Raw genomic sequence first — 17217 nt, 5'->3', positions numbered from 1 at the left:
AAGAATTGCCCGATACGGTATCCACGCCGGCCAGCAATACGAGAGAAGCCAAGATGACAGCACCGCGGCGCACCGCCACACGCGTCATCGGCCTCGGGTTCGCGATGACCACCCTTGCCGCACCTGCGGGCGCCACGCTCTTCGCCTTCACTGCGCCGGCATCGTCGATCGCGGCATGCCCGGCCGGTGAATCCGAAGACCTTTACAGCACAACATGCGTCCCCGACCTGGTGCCCAACTCGTCCAGCCCGTACACCACGATCCCAGGCAACCCAAATATGCCGGCGATCGACGGAATCCCCTGCGGTGGTCAAAGTTCGGGCTCGTGCATCGGGTTGGCCGAGGAACAACAGTCCCAAACACCGTTGGTGCAGCCCCACACGTCCGTGCAATCCAGCCCGTAACCCGCGCGACGGGAACCTGGCGAAGACCCACGTGAGGGCCTGTCGGGTCTCTAGAATCGCGGAATGACTTCATCGTTCGCCGTTCGGCGGCAGTTCGTGATCGGCGCTTTCATCGTGGCGGCGGCCACCGCGCCGGTCGTAGCGGCCTATTCCGCGCCGCAACCCGGTGATCGGCTGGCTCAATGCTCTTCGGGTGAAGAGGCCGACACCTACACCACGACGTGCGTGCCGTTCATGGTGCCCACCTCGCCACCGCTGTTCAGCACCACCGCGGCCAATCCCGATGTCCCCGAGATCGACGGCATCCCCTGCATCGGGCACAACGCCGGAGGGTGCATCGGTTTGGCCGAAGACGCGGAGATGGAAGGCCCGCCCGCGCAACCCCGCGTCACCATCAACTCCAGCCCCTAGGGGTTCTCAGGTAACCCACGGAAGTTGTGCAGAAAGCTGGCAGCTTCAATAGAATCTTGCCTCGACACGGTTGATGACCACAGAAAGCGTGACGATGGCGACCTTTCAGCTTTCAACTCGACGACTGCTTCTTGCCGGTGGGTTCGCGGTCGCTGTTGCCGCCGCACCGGTGATGGCCGTCGTCTCAGCGCCCGGCGCCGGTATCGCGCCGACGGCACAGGGATGCCCGGCCGGCGAAGAAGCAGACCAGTTCACCGGTGTGTGCGTCCCCCATACGGTGCCCAACGCCGGTTCGGTGTTCAGCACCACGCCGGGCAACCCGGATGTCCCCGAGGTGATGGGGGTGCCCTGCATCGGCGAGAACTCCGGCCAGTGCTTCGGCCTGGCCCAGGAGCAGGAGGCCATGAGCGTGGCCCCTCCGCCTGACCCGGTCGTCAGCCACAGCCCGACGGTGACGAACTGATCGAGAGCTGGCGCTGAGCAGCGGCGACGCTGCGCAGCTAGAGTCGTCATATGGCAACTAAATCTGATCACTCTGAGCTCGGCGACGTCGAGCCGCTCGCCGACAGCACCGCCCGCCAAGCGCGGCGTGTTGTCGCCGCGTATGCAACCGACGCCGACGAGTGCCGGGTCTTCCTGTCGATGCTGGGTATTGGACCGTCGAAACACGAGGCGTAAGTGAGCCCGCGGGCCGGCTCGGGGAACTCTGACTTCGTCGTCGTGGCCAACCGGCTGCCAATCGACATGGAACGGCTGCCCGACGGCAGCACAACCTGGAAGCGGAGCCCCGGCGGGCTGGTCACAGCCCTGGAGCCGTTGCTGCGTCGCCGCCGCGGAGCATGGATCGGCTGGCCCGGTGTACCCGACGCCGACGAGGATCCGATCGAGCAGGACGACATGGTCCTGTATCCAGTCACCCTGTCCGCATACGACGTCGCCGAGTATTACGAGGGCTTCTCCAACGCCACGCTGTGGCCGCTCTACCACGACGTCATCGTCAAACCGATCTACCACCGCAAGTGGTGGGACTCCTACGTCGATGTCAACAGGCGCTTCGCCGAGGCCACCGCGAAGGCCGCCGCGCAGGGCGCGACCGTGTGGGTGCAGGACTACCAGCTGCAACTGGTGCCGAAGATGTTGCGGACGCTACGTCCCGACCTCACTATCGGCTTCTTCCTGCACATCCCGTTCCCGCCGGTGGAGCTGTTCATGCAGATGCCGTGGCGGACCGAGATCGTCGACGGCCTGCTCGGCGCCGACCTGGTCGGCTTCCATCTGTCCGGCGGTGCGCAGAACTTCCTCATCCTGGCCCGCCGGCTGGCGGGCGCGAACACCTCGCGCGGTTCGGTCGGCGTGCGGTCCCGCTTCGGCGAAGTCGAACTCGAGGACCGCACCGTGCGGGTGGGCGCGTTTCCGATCTCCATCGATTCGACCTCGCTGGACCAGCAGGCGCGCACCAAGGCGATCCGCAAGCGCGCCCGCGAGCTGCGTGCCGAGCTGGGAAACCCGCGCAAGATCCTGCTCGGTGTCGACCGGCTGGACTACACCAAGGGCATCGACGTTCGGCTGCGGGCGTTTTCGGAGTTGCTCGCCGAAGACCGGGCCAGCCGTGAGGACACCGTGCTGGTGCAGCTCGCCACGCCGAGCCGTGAGCGCGTCGAAAGCTACATCGAGATGCGCGAAGACATCGAACGCCAGGTCGGGCACATCAACGGCGAGTACGGCGAGGTCGGCCACCCGATCGTGCACTATGTGCACCGGCCGGTCCCCCGCGACGAGCTGATCGCGTTTTTCGTCGCCGCCGACGTCATGTTGGTGACCCCGCTGCGCGACGGCATGAACCTGGTCGCCAAGGAGTACGTCGCATGCCGCAGCGATCTGGGCGGCGCGCTGGTGCTCAGCGAATTCACCGGCGCCGCAGCCGAACTGCGGCAGGCCTATCTGGTCAACCCGCACCACCTCGAGGGCGTCAAGGATGCCATCGAGGCCGCGTTGACCCAGACTCCCGAGGAAGGTCGCCGGCGGATGCGCGCGTTGCGCAGGCAGGTGCTCGTGCACGACGTCGACCGCTGGGCGCGCTCGTTCCTCGATGCACTCGCCGCCACGGACGCCGGGTCCGAGCGGCGGTCGGGCAAAACTAGATCGGACTGATGTATTGGATCAGCCACTTGCCGTCGACCTTCTGATAGTCGACGCGTAACCGGCTGCCGTCGTAGATCGGCTCCTTGCCTTTGTCGGTGATCGTGCGGTTCATGTACACCATCACCGACGCCGACGTCCGTTGTGCCGTCATAACTCCCACGCCGACCACATTGGCCTGGCTGACCAGCTGACGTTCCCGTGCCTGCGGGATGATGTCCTTGGCCGCGCGGTCCTGGAACTCCTGGCGGTAGGCGGGGGTCAGCATCGGGTACACCTCGTTGAGGCTGCGCTCGACGGTCTGGTAGTCGTAGCCGAACACCTGCGGAATCTGCTTCTCGGCCAACGGCGCAAGCTCGGCGCGGGCGGCTTGTTCACCGCGCAACTCCACCCGCTTCCAGTACATGGCACCGCCCACCCCGGCGACCGCGACGAAGGCCACCGCCAACAGCGCGCACAGCGCACCGACCAGCCTGCGCATCAGTTACCGCCGTCGGGGTATTTGAGGTCGTAGGCCGTCATGTGACCGTTGCCGTCCTCGTGGACGATGACCCGCAACCGATACGGCTGCGATGGCTGGTTGTTGCCGTCCAGGTCGGTCACCGTCACCCGCGCCGACACCAGCACCGCGGCGTTGTCGGCGATCTCGTCGATCTTCTCCAGCGCCGCCCCGTTGATCACGGCCTCGGCGCTGGCGTTGGTCTCCCGGAAGATCATCTTCAGGTTCTCGGTGTTGTTTCCCTCGGTCATCATCGCGCGCAGCGGGCCGCTGGTGCTGTTGACGAACCGCTCGACGCTCTCGTCGATGGACTCCTGGTCGTAGCTGAACATGTTGACGACCAACTGCGCGGCGGTGTCGACGAACCGCTGCTCGCGCGCGAACGTCTCTTCGGTGTCGCGCTGCTGGACGTACATCAGCGTGGCCAACCCGACCAGCACCGCCACCGCGACGAAGGCCGTCGCGGCGAAGACGAGCGCCACCAGCCGACGATTCGGTTCCCGCCGGGGCGGCGGGCCGGGTGGCCGGGGCAGCCGCACCTTGATCGTGGGTGGCGCCGCGACCTTGACGGCCGTCGCGGTGGCATCACCGCTGGCCGGGCCCGCGGCGCGAGACGCGCGCCGACGCCGGGTGGGCCTCGGCGAAGGTTCCGTCGAAGCCGTTTCTTCCGTCATTTACGCCTGCCTTGGAGCCAACATCAGATCAACCCAGTTCTCTGCTGGCGCCAGTTTGTCAGTTGCGTCCGCAAGCACGCCAGTTCCGCCGGCTGGGTCGACGAACTTGCCGTCGGCGTCGTAGGTCGTGTACTGGGCACCCGAGGCCATCGGCACTTCCGCGGGCATCGGCGGGCCGCCGGGAGCCGGCGGCACCGGCGCGGGCGCGGGCGGCGCTGCCGGCGGGGGAGGCGTTCTGCCGTACGGCGGCACCACCTGATCATGCGGCGCGAAGAACGGCCACGCCGGCGGCAGGGTGGGCTGCACCTCGTTGGGCGGCACCGGAAGGGGGAACGGTGCGTGCGGCGCCGGGCCGGGCCCCGGCGGGACACCCGGCGGCAGCTGCACCACCGGCGGGCCCGGATCCGGGTCGACCTGCGGTGGGATGTACGGGAACTTGTTGGGCGGCAGGATGTTGCGCCCGATCTCGGTGGTGTCGTCCTCGCGGGTGTCCATCGGCGTGCCCAGCGGAACCGGCGGCCCGCGCCACGGGTTGTTGCCGATCGGAACATAACCCTTGGGGTCGCGGCACAGCTGGACCGTCGGCGCCCGCTTACCGGGGAACTCCTGGCACGGGTAGTTACGCGCCCCGCGCACCACGGCGGGATCGTTGTGCGGGGTCTTGCAGTACAGATCCTTGGGGAGTTCGCGCAGCGTCTCGTCGGCCGGTGAGCGCATCTCCGACGCGGGGATGAACCCGGTCAGGCACGGCGGCGGATCCTGCAGGTCGATCTTGAAGTCGAGCTTGCCGCCCTCGTTGGCCGGCACCCCGCCGCCGACGGTCAGCAGGGCCGCCATCAGCGCCGGGAAGACCACCAGGGCGTGCTCGATCGACTTGCGGTAGATCACCCCGATGCGGCCGAAGTTGGCCAGGTTGGCGGCCAGGATCGGGAACGACGGCCGGATGCCGCTGAACAGTTCGTTGGCCTCGGCCGTGGCGCCGGGCACCGTCTGCAGCGTGGTGCGCAGCTGCGGGTCGGCGTTGGCCAGCTCGGCGGTGAACCGGGCCAGCCCGTCGGCAAGCGACCGGATGTCATCGCCGCTGCGGATCTGCGCGTCCAGGAACGGACCCGCCTGGTCGATGAGCTGGTTGACCTGTCCGTAGTTGGCGTTGGCCTCATCGACGAGAAGACGCGACGACTGGATCAGCCTGGCCAGTTCGGGGCCGGACCCGTTGAACGCCTTGAACGTTTCGCTCAGCAGTTCTTGCACCCTGCTGTCGCCGATGCTGGAGACCAGCTTTTGGGCTTCGTCCAGCAGGCCGGCGACGTCCTGGCCGACCGCGGTGCGCGACACGTCGATGTTGGCCCCGTTACGCAGCTTTTCCTGCGAGGCGTTCTCCGGGGGCACCAGGTCGACGTACTGCTCACCGACCGCCGAGACGCTCTTGACCGTCGCGGTGACGTTCGCGGGCACCGGGGTGCCGCTGTTGAGCCGCATGTGGGCGACGACGCTGTCGTCGGACAGCCCGACCGACTCGACCCGACCGACGGTCACGCCCCGGTAGGTGACGTTGGCGTTCTCGTAAAGACCGCCTGCGGCAACGAAGTTCGCGGTCACCTTGTAGGACCCGATGCCGAGCGTCGCAGGCACGTGCAGGTAGAAAATCGATATCGCGCTGACCGTCAGCACCGTGACGATCGCGAAGATCCCGAGTTGGATTCGGGTCAGCCTGTCCATCATCTACGGTGCCGCCTCGTGCTGCGTGGCCGTGCCCGGCGGGATCTTGAACGGGTCGGCCGCCTGGCCGGACAGGTTCGCCAACGCCCCGGTGAGGAACTCCGGCGGGGTGATGAGCTCTTGCATCCGCTTCATGTTCGGGTCAAACCCCCATGAGGTGGTCAGTACCGACTCGCCGACCCGGCGCAGCGTGAGGTCGAAGGTGGTGTACACGTTCAGGTAGTCACCGCGGACCGCGTTGCGCAGGTACTTGTAGTGGAACGGGAAGGTCGGCAGGAACTCGAGATCCTTGATGAGGAAGTCGACGTTGTCGTTGAGCGACTTGATCACCGGGTACAGATCCTTGAAGTTGGCGGCGAAATCGTCCTTGGTCTCCTGCAGCACGTGCGAGGCGACGGTGGCAAAGCTGCGCAGGGCGCCGAACGCGTCGACGATGTTGGCGCGGTTGTTGTTCAGGACGGTCAGCGCTTCGGGCAGGCTGTCGAGCGTGCGGCCGAGGTTGTCCTTGCTGCGGGCCAGGATGCCCGCGAACCGGTCGAGTCCTTCGGCGGCGGCGACGATGTCACCGGTCTGACGTTCCAGTGAACTGGTCAGCTCGGCCAGTCGCGGAACCAGGTTCTCGAAGCTGCCATGCCTGCCGGCCACCGCGTTGTAGGTCTCCTCGGTGATGTCTTGCAGCGCACCAAGATTGCCCTTGTTCACCACGACACCCAGCGAAGACAACACTTCTTCGGTGGTCGGATAACGGCCGGTGCGGTCGAGCGGGATGTTGTCGCCGTCGGCCAACCGGCCGACGCCGGGCTCATCGACCGGTTCGGCGAGTTCGATGTGCTGTGAGCCCAGCAGCGAGGTCTGCGCCACCTGCGCGGTGGAGTTGGCGGGCAGGTCGACGTTGCGGTCCAGGGACAGTTGCACGGCGGCGTAGAACGTGCCGTCGGATCGCTGCACGGCGTCGATGCCCGACACACTGCCCACGGTGACGTCGTCGACCATCACCGGGGAGTTCTGCGGCAGCGTCGCCACGTCCGGCAACTCGACGGTGATTTTGTAGGAGCCCGCACCGTGCCCGGCGGTGCCGGGCATGTTCAGCGAGTTCAGCCCACCGAACTGACAGCCGGCCAACAGCACGGCCAGCGACGAGATTCCCAATGCCCTGCGGATCATCGGCCACCTGCTTCGGCGGGTAGTGACGCTTCGGGTGCGGGCGCTGCCGGACCCGCGGGGCCTCCTGCGTGCGACGACGACGTCGGCGCTGCCGGGCTTCCCGGCGCGGGCGGCACGAACAGCGAGCTGAGGTCCATGTCGGCCGACACCGGTGGCGGCGTCACGCCCGGTGCGGGCTGCCACTGCAGATACGGCACCGGCGTCTTGGCCTTGGCCTCGGTTTCCGGTGTGTCGTAGATGATCTGGCCCTTGTAGGCGGTGATGCTGTTGATCGGGTGGAACAGCAACGGCGGGAAGTTCATCGCGATGCGCTTGAACACCGGGCCCATGCGCTGGCGGCAGATCTCGGTCCGCTTGTAGTTGTCCGTGGACGCCCCGGCCTCGAACGTGCCGCCGCAGATGAACTGCACCGGGTTGGCGAAGTTCGGCAGGGTGAGCAGGCCGCCGACGGTGCCCTGGGCGGGGTTGTAGATGTTGTAGAAGTTCGACAGGCCGTTCGGGGTGATGTGCAGGATCTGCTCGATGTCTTCGCTGCGCTCGGTCAGGATGCTGGTGAAGTCGGTGAGCTTGGTGACCTGATCGATCAACGCCTGGTTGGAGTCGCTGAGGAATCCGCGCACATCGCCGAGCGCCTGGTTGAGCGTGCCGAGCGTGTTGTCCAGGTCGGCCGAGCTGTCGGCCAGCACCTGCGACACCGACGCCACGTGGTTGGAGAACTGCACGATCTGCTCGTTGCTGTTGGACAGCGCGTCGACGAGCACCTGCAGGTTGCGGATCGTGCCGAACAGATCGGTGCGCGAGTCACCGAGCCGGCCCGCCGTCTGCGAGAGCTCCCGCAGCGCCTGGCGGAACGAGTCACCGTTACCGTCGAACGTGTCGGCGGCCTGGTTGACGAACTCGGTCAGCGGTCCCTGCACCGAACCCGGCTGCGGACCCAGCTGCGCGCTGAGCGCAGTGAGCTGTTCTTTGACCTCGTCCCATTCCACCGGCACCGCGGTTCGATCCAGGCCGATCTGGGCGCCGTCGCCGAGTTCGGGACCCTCGGTGTATGCGGGGGTGAGCTGGATGAACCTCGCCGACACCAGATTCGGCGAGATGATGAGCGCCTTCGCCTCGGCGGGCACCTTGATCCCGTTCTGCAAGGTCATCGAGACCTTCACGTCGTTGGCGCGCGGTTCGATCGAGTCGATGGTGCCGACCGGAACCCCGACGATGCGCACGTCGTCGCCGGGATAGAGGCCGACCGCCGAGGTGAAGTAGGCGGTCAGCTTGTCACCCGTGCGCGACGGCCAGACCAGGTACACGCCCGCCACGAGCGACACCACCAGCAGGGCGGCCAGCATCATCCGCAGCCAGCGGCTGCGGCTCAGGTTCGGGTTCGCGTTCGCGTTCGTCATGGTGACTTCGGCCTGATGATCAGTCGTTCGGAAATGTAGCCGCGCAGCATGTCAGACAGGCTGTCGGGCAGCTTGCCGGGCTGGAAGTAGACGTCCAACAGCACCTCGGCGATCGGGGCGGGCGGCAGGCCGTACAGGTTGATCTGGAAGCCGGGTCCGGAACCGACCACCTCTCCCAGCGCGGTGGCGTAGGGCGGCAGCCGCTTGATGGCCTCGCTGATGTGCTCACGACGCTCGAGCAGGTTGTCCATCACCAGGTTGAGCTTCTCCAGTGCCGGCTTGAACTCGCGGCGGTTGTCGGCGACGAAGCCTGAAAGCTGTTGGGACACATCGTCGATGCCGGCGACCAGGTTGCTCAACGCCTGGCGGCGCTCATCGAGCGCGGCGAACAGCATGTTGCCGTCGACGATGAGCTGGTTGACCTGGCCTGCACGCTCAGCGAGGGTGTCGGAGACCCGCTTGGCGTGACCGAGCAGTTGGTCGAGGGCTTCATCGCGCTTGTTGAGGGTGCGCGAGAGGTTGGCGATACCGTCGAGCGCGCCACGCAGCTGAGGGGTGGCTTCGTGCAGCGAGGCGGTCAGGGTCTGCAGCGCCTGCTCGAACCGCGGCTTGTCGAGCTCGCTGGCGTTCTGGCCGAGGTCTTGCAGCGCGGTGTTGAGAGTGTAGGGAGTCGTGGTGCGGCCCAACGGGATCACCGTCGAACTACCGCTGCCCTGCGGTGTCACCGCCAGCGACTTCTCACCGAGCACGGTGTCGGTCTTGATCGCGACCAGCGATTGGTCACCGACCTTCACATCGCGGTCGACGGTAAAAGTCACCTTGGCAGTGTCCCCGGCCAACGCGACACCGGTCACCTTGCCGACCTTGATGCCCGACACGTTGACGTCGTTGCCCGGCGAGATCCCGCCGGCGTCGGTGAAGTACGCCTCGTACGGCTTACCCTGCGGAAAGAACGGCAGGGTGGTGTAACCGAACGACACCAACACCAGACAGGCGATGAGGAAGATGCCGAAGATCCCGGTCCGCAAGGGATTCGACTCGTCAGGTCTACTCATCGATCGGTGCACACCTCCCCTTGGACGGATCCGGCGGCCCACCGAAGGGGATCAGGATATCGCTGCCCGCGGGACCGCTGATCTTTATTCGGGTGGCGCAGTAGAAGATGTTGAAGAACGAGCCGTAGGCGCCGAGCGCGTTGAGCCGCATGTAGTTTTCGGCGAGCGGTTCGATCACCTTGTTGACGTCGGCCTTGCGTTCGTCGAAACGCTGGGCGAACGGGCGCGCGTTCTCGATCACGCCCTGCACCGGTCTGCGCGACTGCTGCAGCATGTCGGTCAGGTCGTTCTCGGCCGACGCCAGCGGGCCGATCGCACCGGCGATCGGGTCGCGGCCCTCGGCCAGGCCGGTGATCAGCTTCTGCAGTTGGTCGACGCTGGCGTTGAACTGCGCGCCCTTCTCGTCGACGGTGCCGAGCACGGTGTTGAGGTTGGTGATGACATCACCGATGAGCTGGTCCCTGGCGGCCAGGCTCTGAGTGAACGCGCTGGTGCTGGACAGCAGGTTCGACAACGCGCCGCCCTGGCCCTGCAGCAACTCGATGACCGCGTTGCTCACCTCGTTGACCTTCTGGCCGTCCAGCCCCTTGAGCACGGGCCGCAGGCCGCCCAGCAGCGCGTCCAGATCGAGCGCCGGCTGGGTGTTCTGCCTCGGAATGGTCGAGCCCGCAGGAAGTTTGCGTAGCTCGCCCGGTCCTGAGGTGATCTCGAGATAGCGGTCACCGACGAGGTTCTCGTAGCGCACCACCGCGCGCGTCGAGGTGTACAGCTGGTAGCGCTCGTCGACGTCGAATGCGACGTCGACGGTGTTGTCGGGGTTGAGCTTGACGTCGTTGACGGTGCCGACGGGAACACCGGCGATACGCACATCCTGGCCGGCCTTCAGCCGCGACGCATCGGTGAACGTCGCGTGGTAGCCGCTCTCCGGGGCGAACCGGAACTCGCCGAACACCACCACGAGCATCCCGGCGACCAGCAGCATCACCACGGTGAAGATGCTGACGTTGATCAGCGTGCGATCGCCCCGCATCAGCGTCGACTCCTCGCGCAAGCGCTCGTCATTAGTAGTCGACTCCTCGCGCAAGCGCTCGTCATTAGAAGTCGTCCCTCTCCGCGAACGCCCCGTTGAACAGCCACTGCAGCGTCGACGGCGCGTCGAACTGCAACTCGGTGTTGGGCTGATACGGCACGTAGGCGTTGTCGGTGACCAGGAACGGCGTCCGGTACCACGATCCGCCGAACTGCTTGCTCGGCACGTTGGGCAGGCCACGACAGTTCGGGCCGCCCGTCGCGCCCACGATCGGCAGGCTCTCCGGGTACGTGTAACCGGGTGAACCTGGCAGGAAGTTCGACGAGACGAACAGGCCGGGCCGGATGCCGCCGATGACGGGGGCGAACCGGTCCACCGCCAGGGCCGTGCCTTCCAGGATGCAGCCGAACTCCGGTGAGTACTCGGCCGCCACGCTCAGCGGTGCCCGCAGCCGCTGCATCGCCGCGATGTAGTCGTCGGCTCCGGGCTCCAGTGTCGCGGTTCCGTTGTTGGCCAACCCCGTTGCGGCCAGCAACGTCGCGTTGAGGTTGTCTTGTTCGTCGACGATCGTCTGGCTTATCGTCGGTGCGCTGTCGAAGATGCGCGCGAGATCGGGGCCGGCGTCGCCGTAGATATTGGCCACCACCGCCGTCTTCTGCAGGTCTTCCTGCAGCGTCGGCAGCTTCGGATTCAGTTGCTCCAGATAGGTGTTCAGGCCGGCCAAGGTGGCGCCGAGGTCATCGCCGTTACCGCGCAACCCCTCCCCCAACGCGCTCAGCGTGGCGTTCAGGTTGATCGGGTCGACCTTCTGCAGCACGTCGGTCAGCGTCTGAAACAGCGTGTTGACCTCGAGTTGGACGTCCTTGGCGGCCACCGTGGTTCCGGGCTTGAGCTGTCCGACCGGCTGATCGGGCGGCAGGAACTCCACGGCTTTCGCACCGAAAACCGTTGTGCTGCCGATGCGCACCAGCGCGTTGGACGGGATGTAGCGCATCTCGCCGCTGTCGATCGAAAGCGTCAGCTTGGCCTGGTCCCCGGTGTATTCGATCTTTTTGACCTTGCCGATCTGCACGCCCCGGTACTTGACCTTGGCGTCGCGTTCCATCACCAGGCCGGCGCGCGGCGAGGTGACGCTGACGGTGTCGGTGGGGGTGAACGCGGCGGTGTAGAAGAGATAGGTGAATGCAGTGGCGGCCAACAGGATCGCAGCCAGGATCGCCGCAGCGATCCGCACATGGCTGCGCTTGGCGTCACCGTCTGCCATCGTTCCCGCCTAACCCGAGAGGTTGAAGTTGCCGGACGCGCCGTAGACGGCGAGTGAGATGAACAGGGTGATGGTCACGACGACGATCAGCGAGGTGCGCACGGCCTGGCCGACCGCGATACCGACGCCGACCGGGCCGCCGGATGCGTTGAAGCCGTAGTACGTATGCACGAGCATCACCGCGATCGCCATCACGATGGCTTGTAGGAACGACCACAACAGATCGGTCGGCACCAGGAAGGTGTTGAAGTAGTGGTCGTAGAGTCCCGCCGACTGGTCGTTGATGAACACCGTGGTGAACCTCGCCGCGAAGAACGCCGCCAGCACCGACAGTGAGTACAGCGGGATGATCGCGATCAGCCCCGCCATCAGCCGGGTGGACACCAGGTAGGACACCGAATGCACGGCCATCGACTCGACGGCGTCGATCTCTTCGGCCACCCGCATGGCGCCCAACTGCGCGGTTGTGCCCGCGCCGATGGTGGCCGCCAGCGCGATGCCCGCGATGACGGGCGCCACGATGCGCACGTTGAGGAACGCCGAGAGGAAGCCGGTCAACGCCTCGATGCCGATGTTGCCCAGCGACGAGTAGCCCTGCACGGCGATGACGCCGCCGGAGGCCAGGGTCAGGAACGCCGCGACACCGACGGTGCCGCCGATCATCACCAGCGCGCCGGTGCCCATCGTCATCTCGGCGATCAGCCGGATGGTCTCCTTGCGGTAGCGGGTGACCGCGTTGGGCACATACCGGATCGTCTGGCCGTAGAACAGCGCTTGCTCGCCGACCGTGTCGACCATCCTGGGCACGCCGCGGAAGAACCGGCGGAAGCGAACCGTCACGTCGTAGCTCATGATCGTCTGGACTTCCCGCAAGCGCCCATCACCGCTCCAGCACCCGGACCCCGACGGCCGTCATGATCACGTTGATCACGAACAGGCAGATGAACGCATAGACGACGGTTTCGTTGACCGCGACCCCCACTCCCTTGGGCCCGCCCTTCACCGTCAGGCCGCGATAGCACCCGACCAGCCCGGCGACGACACCGAACAGCAGCGCCTTGATCTCGGCCATGACGAGCTCACCCAACCCGGTCAGCACCGTCAGGCCGTTGATGAAGGCACCGGGGTTCACCCCCTGCAGAAAGACGGAGAAGACGTACCCGCCGGACAATCCGATGAGGCACACCAGGCCATTGAGCAGCAGCGCGACGAACGTCGACGCCAGCACACGCGGCACCACCAGGCGCTGGATCGGGTCGATGCCCAGTACCCGCATCGCGTCGATCTCCTCGCGGATGGTGCGCGCACCGAGGTCGGCGCAGATCGCGGTGGCGCCCGCACCCGCCACCACCAACACCGTGACGACCGGGCCCAGCTGGGTGATGGTGCCGAACGCCGTGCCCGCGCCGGACAGGTCGGCAGCGCCGATCTCGCGGAGCAGGATGTTGAGGGTGAACGCGACCAGCACCGTGAACGGGATTGCCACCAACAGCGTCGGCACCAGGGAGACCCGCGCGATCATCCACGTCTGCTCGAGGAACTCGCGGAACTGAAACGGACGCCGGAAGATCTTGGCGAAAGTGTCGAACGACATTTCGACGAACCCGCCCACGGCCCGAGCCGGTGCCGCGAGCTGTTCGATCAACCTAGGCTCCATTCTGGCGATGGGTGATCTGGATGCCTTTTTGGCGAAGAGTTCCAAACTCTTTGCCGCCGAGGTCTTCCCACCCCTGGTCTAAGCGATGCTCTTAGTGAGCCGGCTCATACTAACTAGAACAAGTTCGCAGTGTCAAAGAACTGCAAAAACAGGCCAAACTGTTATATATGTCCTGCTCAGAGGCGGTGTGACCTGCGTCATTGTAGAACGTGTTCTAGTGGCCTGGGCCGGTTCTCTGAAAGACCCTCGGTCCTATTGACCCATCAGTTCGGTGGCCGAGAAACTCCGGCCCGGATCCCGGCCAGCAAAGTAGTTATGCAATGTGGTCGACAATTCCGTCGTGTCCCATGCGTCGGCCTGCGCAGTGAACTGCGCTTCGACCGTCGGCGCTGCCACCAGCGTCACCGTGGGACCGTAGACGATGAACAGCTGTCCGTTGACCCCTTCCGATGCCGGGGAAGCCAGGAACCGGACGAGTTTCACGACGTGCGCGGGCGACAACGGATCAACCTGCCCGTCGGCGAGTTCGGGTGCATCGCCGAATACGTCGGCCGTCATCGCCGTACGGGCCCGCGGTGCGATCGCGTTGGCGCGCACCCCGTAGCGTTCCAGCGCCCGGGCCATCGACAACGTCAGCGCCGTGATGCCGGCTTTGGCCGCACCGTAGTTGGCCTGACCGACCGGGCCCACCAGCCCCGCCTCCGAGGAGGTGTTGATGACCCGGCCGTAGACCTTGCCGGCCCCGTCCTCTCCACCGGCCTTGGCTTTACTGCGCCAATAGGTGGCCGCGTTACGGGTCAGCAGAAAGTGGCCCCGCAGGTGCACGGCGATCACCGCGTCCCAGTCCTCGTCGGACATGTTGAACAGCATCCGGTCGCGGGTGATGCCGGCGTTGTTGACGACGATGCTCAACCCGCCGAGCCCGTCGGCGGTCTCGACCAGCTCGTCGGCCGTCGACCGCGCCGAGATGTCGCCGGCCACCGCCACGGCCTTGGCGCCGGCGGCGACGATCTCGTCGACGACATCGGATTTGTCCAGCGCAGGGGCGATGTCGTTGACCACGATCGTCGCACCGGCCTTGGCGAGGCCGATGGCCTCCGCGCGGCCCAGCCCGGCCGCGGCACCGGTCACCACCGCGACGCGTCCGGACAGATCGGTTGCGGAATGCTCAGTCGTCAATTTATGAATACCTCTAGTCTCGGCGTTTCAGGGCGGCGCGCGGGCATTCGGCAATGGCCTGCTCGGCGCGCTCCTCGTGGTCGGCGGGGACCGGGTCGATCTTCACCACGGCATAATCTTCGTCGTCGAGCTCGAACAGCTCCGGGTCGATTCCCACACAGATCGCGTTACCCTCACACCGGTCACGATCGACTTCCACTCGCATGACAACCTCCTGCCACTCAGGTGCCTCCACCCTGGACCACCAGACTAGAACGTGTTACAACCGGAAATGAGCTCAGGGTGCACAGGCACCCAGACTACGGCGCGCAGATTAGTGAGGACGACGCAATGCGGATCGGCTACACCCCTGAACAGGAGGAGCTACGTCGCGAACTGCGTGCGTACTTCACCAAGCTCATGACGCCCGAGCGCGCTGAGTCGCTGGCGTCCAACGACGGCGAGATGGGCCGCGGCAACGTCTACCGCGAGACCGTTGCCCAGATGGGCAAGGACGGCTGGCTGACGTTGAGCTGGCCCAAGGAGTTCGGCGGTCAGGAGCGCCCGCCGATGGACGGGCTGATCTTCAACGACGAGGCCGCGCTCGCCAACGTCCCGGTCCCGTTTCTGACCATCAACAGCGTCGCGCCGACGATCATGGCGTTCGGCACCGACGAGCAGAAGAAGTTCTATCTGCCCAAGATCGCCTCCGGCGATCTGCATTTCTCGATCGGTTACTCCGAACCGGGTGCGGGCACCGACCTCGCCGCGCTGCGCACCACCGCCGTGCGGGACGGCGACGACTATGTGATCAACGGCCAGAAGATGTGGACCAGCCTGATCGCCTACGCCGATTACGTCTGGCTGGCGGTGCGGACCAACCCGGAGGCCAAGAAGCACCGCGGCATCTCGATGCTGATCGTGCCGACCACCGCCGAGGGCTTCTCCTGGACCCCGGTGCACACCATGGCCGGCGTCGACACCAGCGCCACCTACTACCAGGACGTGCGGGTGCCCGCGACGAACCTGGTGGGCGAGGAGAACGCCGGCTGGAAGCTGGTCACCAACCAGCTCAACCACGAGCGGGTCGCCCTGGTGTCGGCCCAGCCGATCTTCTTGGCGCTCAACGGGGTGCGCGAGTGGGCGCAGAACGTTAAGGACGTGCACGGCAACCGGCTGATCGATTCCGAATGGGTGCAGCTCAACCTCGCCCGCGTGCACGCCAAGGCCGAGGTGCTCAAGCTGATCAACTGGGAGCTGGCCTCCACTGAGGATGCCGCACCGTCCCCCGCTGACGCGTCGGCGGCCAAGGTCTACGGCACGGAACTGGCGACCGAGGCCTACCGGCTGCTGATGGAGGTGCTCGGCACCGCGGCCACCCTGCGGCCGGGTTCGCCCGGTGCGCTGCTGCGTGGCCGGGTCGAACGGATGCACCGCAGCTGCCTGATCCTGACCTTCGGCGGCGGAACCAACGAGATCCAACGCGACATCATCGGGATGGTCGCGTTGGGCCTGCCCAGAGTGAACCGGTAAGGACGGATCCCATGGACTTCAAGACAACCGAAGCCTCCGACGACCTCGGCGGGCTGGTGCGCACCATCGTCGACTCGGTGTGCACGCCCGAGCACCAGCGTGAGCTCGACGGCCTCGACGAACGGTTCGACCGCGACCTGTGGGCCAAACTGATCGAGGCCGATGTGCTCTCGGCCGCCGCGCCGGAGACGGTGGGCGGCGGCGGGTTCGGCGTGCTCGAGCAGGTCGCCGTGCTCACCGCACTGGGCAGGCAGATGGCAGCGGTGCCCTACCTCGAATCGGTGGTGCTCGGCGCGGGCGCCCTGGCGGCGTTCGGCTCCGAGGGCCTGCGACAGCAGTGGGCGGCGCCCGCGGTCAATGGTCAGAAGATCCTCACCGTCGCGCTCGACGGCGAGATGGGTGACGGCCCGGTGCGGGCGCAGTCGTCGGGGTCGGGCCGATACCGGCTCACCGGGTCGCGGACGCAGGTGCCCTACGGGCCGGTCGCCGACGCGTTCCTGGTCCCGGCCGAAACCGACTCCGGGACAAAGCTGTTCGTCGTCGCATCCGATGACGCCGGGGTGACGGTCGAGTCGCTCGACACCACCGGGCACGGCAGCATCGGGCATCTGCAGCTGCAGGGCGTGGAGATCGACAGCGAGCGCGCCGTGGGTGGTGACGAGGTGCCGTCCTGGGTGACCACCCGAGCCACGTTGGGCCGCAGCGCATTCCAGCTCGGCGTGGTCGAGCGTGCGTTGGAACTCACCGCCGGGTACGCACGCGAGCGCGAGCAGTTCGACCGCCCGATCGGCAGCTTCCAGGCCGTGTCGGCGCGGCTGGCCGACGGCTATATCGACGTCAAGGCGCTGCGCCTGACGCTGACCCAGGCGGCGTGGCGGCTCGCTGAGAACATTCCGTCCGAGGTCGAGGTCAACACCGCGGCGTTCTGGGCCGCCGAGGCCGGCCACCGCGTGGCGCACACCGCGGTGCACGTGCACGGCGGCGTCGGTATCGACACCGACCACCCGGTGCACCGGTACTTCCTGGCGGCCAAGCAGGTCGAGTTCGCGGTCGGCAGCGCGACTGGACAGTTGCTTCGCATCGGCAGGGAGTTGGCGGACTCCCCGGCCTAGC

19 protein-coding genes are annotated in these 17217 nt (G+C 66.4%); 7 read left to right on the top strand and 12 right to left on the bottom strand.

The genetic code is table 11. From position 1 onward, the window contains the following. The first annotated feature begins 53 nt into the window (after window positions 1-53). The 5 genes from K3U96_RS03535 to K3U96_RS03515 all read left to right on the top strand — a co-directional run bounded on the left by K3U96_RS03535 (window position 54) and on the right by K3U96_RS03515 (window position 2966). Window positions 54-404: an intersectin-EH binding protein Ibp1 gene (locus K3U96_RS03535; protein ID WP_230982356.1), complete on the top strand. Its 351-nt coding sequence runs from the start codon at window positions 54-56 to the stop codon at window positions 402-404. 63 nt (window positions 405-467) lie between these two features. Next, entirely contained in the window at window positions 468-815 is a 348-nt protein-coding gene (locus K3U96_RS03530) for a hypothetical protein (protein ID WP_069404435.1), read from the top strand. 73 nt (window positions 816-888) lie between these two features. After that, window positions 889-1278: an intersectin-EH binding protein Ibp1 gene (locus K3U96_RS03525; protein ID WP_308206788.1), complete on the top strand. Its 390-nt coding sequence runs from the start codon at window positions 889-891 to the stop codon at window positions 1276-1278. A 50-nt stretch (window positions 1279-1328) separates the two neighbouring features. Next, the gene (locus tag K3U96_RS03520; protein WP_110917271.1) at window positions 1329-1493 is read left to right on the top strand and encodes a hypothetical protein; all 165 of its coding nucleotides are present in this window, start codon (window positions 1329-1331) and stop codon (window positions 1491-1493) included. Next, entirely contained in the window at window positions 1494-2966 is a 1473-nt protein-coding gene (locus K3U96_RS03515; protein ID WP_220692093.1) for an alpha,alpha-trehalose-phosphate synthase (UDP-forming), read from the top strand. Here K3U96_RS03515 and K3U96_RS03510 read toward each other — a convergent pair. From K3U96_RS03510 to K3U96_RS03455, 12 genes are all read right to left on the bottom strand, one after another. After that, window positions 2953-3435: an Rv1363c family protein gene (locus K3U96_RS03510; protein WP_220692092.1), complete on the bottom strand. Its 483-nt coding sequence runs from the start codon at window positions 3433-3435 to the stop codon at window positions 2953-2955. The genes K3U96_RS03515 and K3U96_RS03510 overlap by 14 nt on opposite strands. Beyond that, the gene (locus K3U96_RS03505; protein WP_220692091.1) at window positions 3435-4127 is read right to left on the bottom strand and encodes an Rv1363c family protein; all 693 of its coding nucleotides are present in this window, start codon (window positions 4125-4127) and stop codon (window positions 3435-3437) included. The genes K3U96_RS03510 and K3U96_RS03505 overlap by 1 nt, the downstream gene beginning before the upstream one ends. Then, window positions 4128-5849, bottom strand: a complete 1722-nt coding sequence (locus K3U96_RS03500) for a virulence factor Mce family protein (protein WP_220692090.1) — start codon at window positions 5847-5849, stop codon at window positions 4128-4130. Next, on the bottom strand, window positions 5850-7010 hold the full coding sequence (locus K3U96_RS03495; protein ID WP_220692089.1) for an MCE family protein: 1161 nt from the start codon (window positions 7008-7010) through the stop codon (window positions 5850-5852). Then, on the bottom strand, window positions 7007-8407 hold the full coding sequence (locus K3U96_RS03490) for a virulence factor Mce family protein (RefSeq protein ID WP_220692088.1): 1401 nt from the start codon (window positions 8405-8407) through the stop codon (window positions 7007-7009). The genes K3U96_RS03495 and K3U96_RS03490 overlap by 4 nt, the downstream gene beginning before the upstream one ends. Further along, the gene (locus K3U96_RS03485) at window positions 8404-9462 is read right to left on the bottom strand and encodes a virulence factor Mce family protein (protein WP_220692087.1); all 1059 of its coding nucleotides are present in this window, start codon (window positions 9460-9462) and stop codon (window positions 8404-8406) included. Before K3U96_RS03485 ends, K3U96_RS03490 begins: the two co-directional genes overlap by 4 nt. Then, on the bottom strand, window positions 9455-10492 hold the full coding sequence (locus K3U96_RS03480) for an MCE family protein (protein ID WP_220692086.1): 1038 nt from the start codon (window positions 10490-10492) through the stop codon (window positions 9455-9457). The genes K3U96_RS03485 and K3U96_RS03480 overlap by 8 nt, the downstream gene beginning before the upstream one ends. Before the next feature lie 64 nt (window positions 10493-10556). Beyond that, on the bottom strand, window positions 10557-11756 hold the full coding sequence (locus K3U96_RS03475; protein WP_220692085.1) for an MCE family protein: 1200 nt from the start codon (window positions 11754-11756) through the stop codon (window positions 10557-10559). Between the two features lie 9 nt (window positions 11757-11765). Next, the gene (locus K3U96_RS03470) at window positions 11766-12608 is read right to left on the bottom strand and encodes an MlaE family ABC transporter permease (protein ID WP_220692084.1); all 843 of its coding nucleotides are present in this window, start codon (window positions 12606-12608) and stop codon (window positions 11766-11768) included. A 28-nt stretch (window positions 12609-12636) separates the two neighbouring features. After that, the gene (locus K3U96_RS03465) at window positions 12637-13401 is read right to left on the bottom strand and encodes an MlaE family ABC transporter permease (protein ID WP_220692083.1); all 765 of its coding nucleotides are present in this window, start codon (window positions 13399-13401) and stop codon (window positions 12637-12639) included. 264 nt (window positions 13402-13665) lie between these two features. Beyond that, the gene (locus tag K3U96_RS03460) at window positions 13666-14592 is read right to left on the bottom strand and encodes a 3-oxoacyl-ACP reductase (RefSeq protein ID WP_220692082.1); all 927 of its coding nucleotides are present in this window, start codon (window positions 14590-14592) and stop codon (window positions 13666-13668) included. A gap of 13 nt (window positions 14593-14605) precedes the next feature. Continuing rightward, window positions 14606-14797 (bottom strand): ferredoxin, encoded by a 192-nt coding sequence (locus K3U96_RS03455; RefSeq protein ID WP_069404425.1) that lies wholly within the window; start codon window positions 14795-14797, stop codon window positions 14606-14608. 125 nt (window positions 14798-14922) lie between these two features. Between K3U96_RS03455 and K3U96_RS03450 the strand changes: the two genes are divergently transcribed. Together K3U96_RS03450 and K3U96_RS03445 are read left to right on the top strand one after the other, a co-directional pair. Beyond that, window positions 14923-16104 carry an acyl-CoA dehydrogenase family protein gene (locus K3U96_RS03450; RefSeq protein ID WP_220693379.1) on the top strand — a complete coding sequence of 394 codons (1182 nt, stop codon included), beginning with the start codon at window positions 14923-14925 and terminating at the stop codon, window positions 16102-16104. 11 nt (window positions 16105-16115) lie between these two features. Then, the gene (locus K3U96_RS03445; protein WP_220692081.1) at window positions 16116-17216 is read left to right on the top strand and encodes an acyl-CoA dehydrogenase family protein; all 1101 of its coding nucleotides are present in this window, start codon (window positions 16116-16118) and stop codon (window positions 17214-17216) included. Window position 17217: the final 1 nt, after the last annotated feature.

The sequence above is a fragment of the Mycolicibacterium holsaticum DSM 44478 = JCM 12374 genome (assembly GCF_019645835.1).
Lineage (GTDB): Bacteria > Actinomycetota > Actinomycetes > Mycobacteriales > Mycobacteriaceae > Mycobacterium > Mycobacterium holsaticum.
Note: the sequence above shows the minus strand (reverse complement) of the source record. Positions and strands in the feature narration are given on the sequence as shown.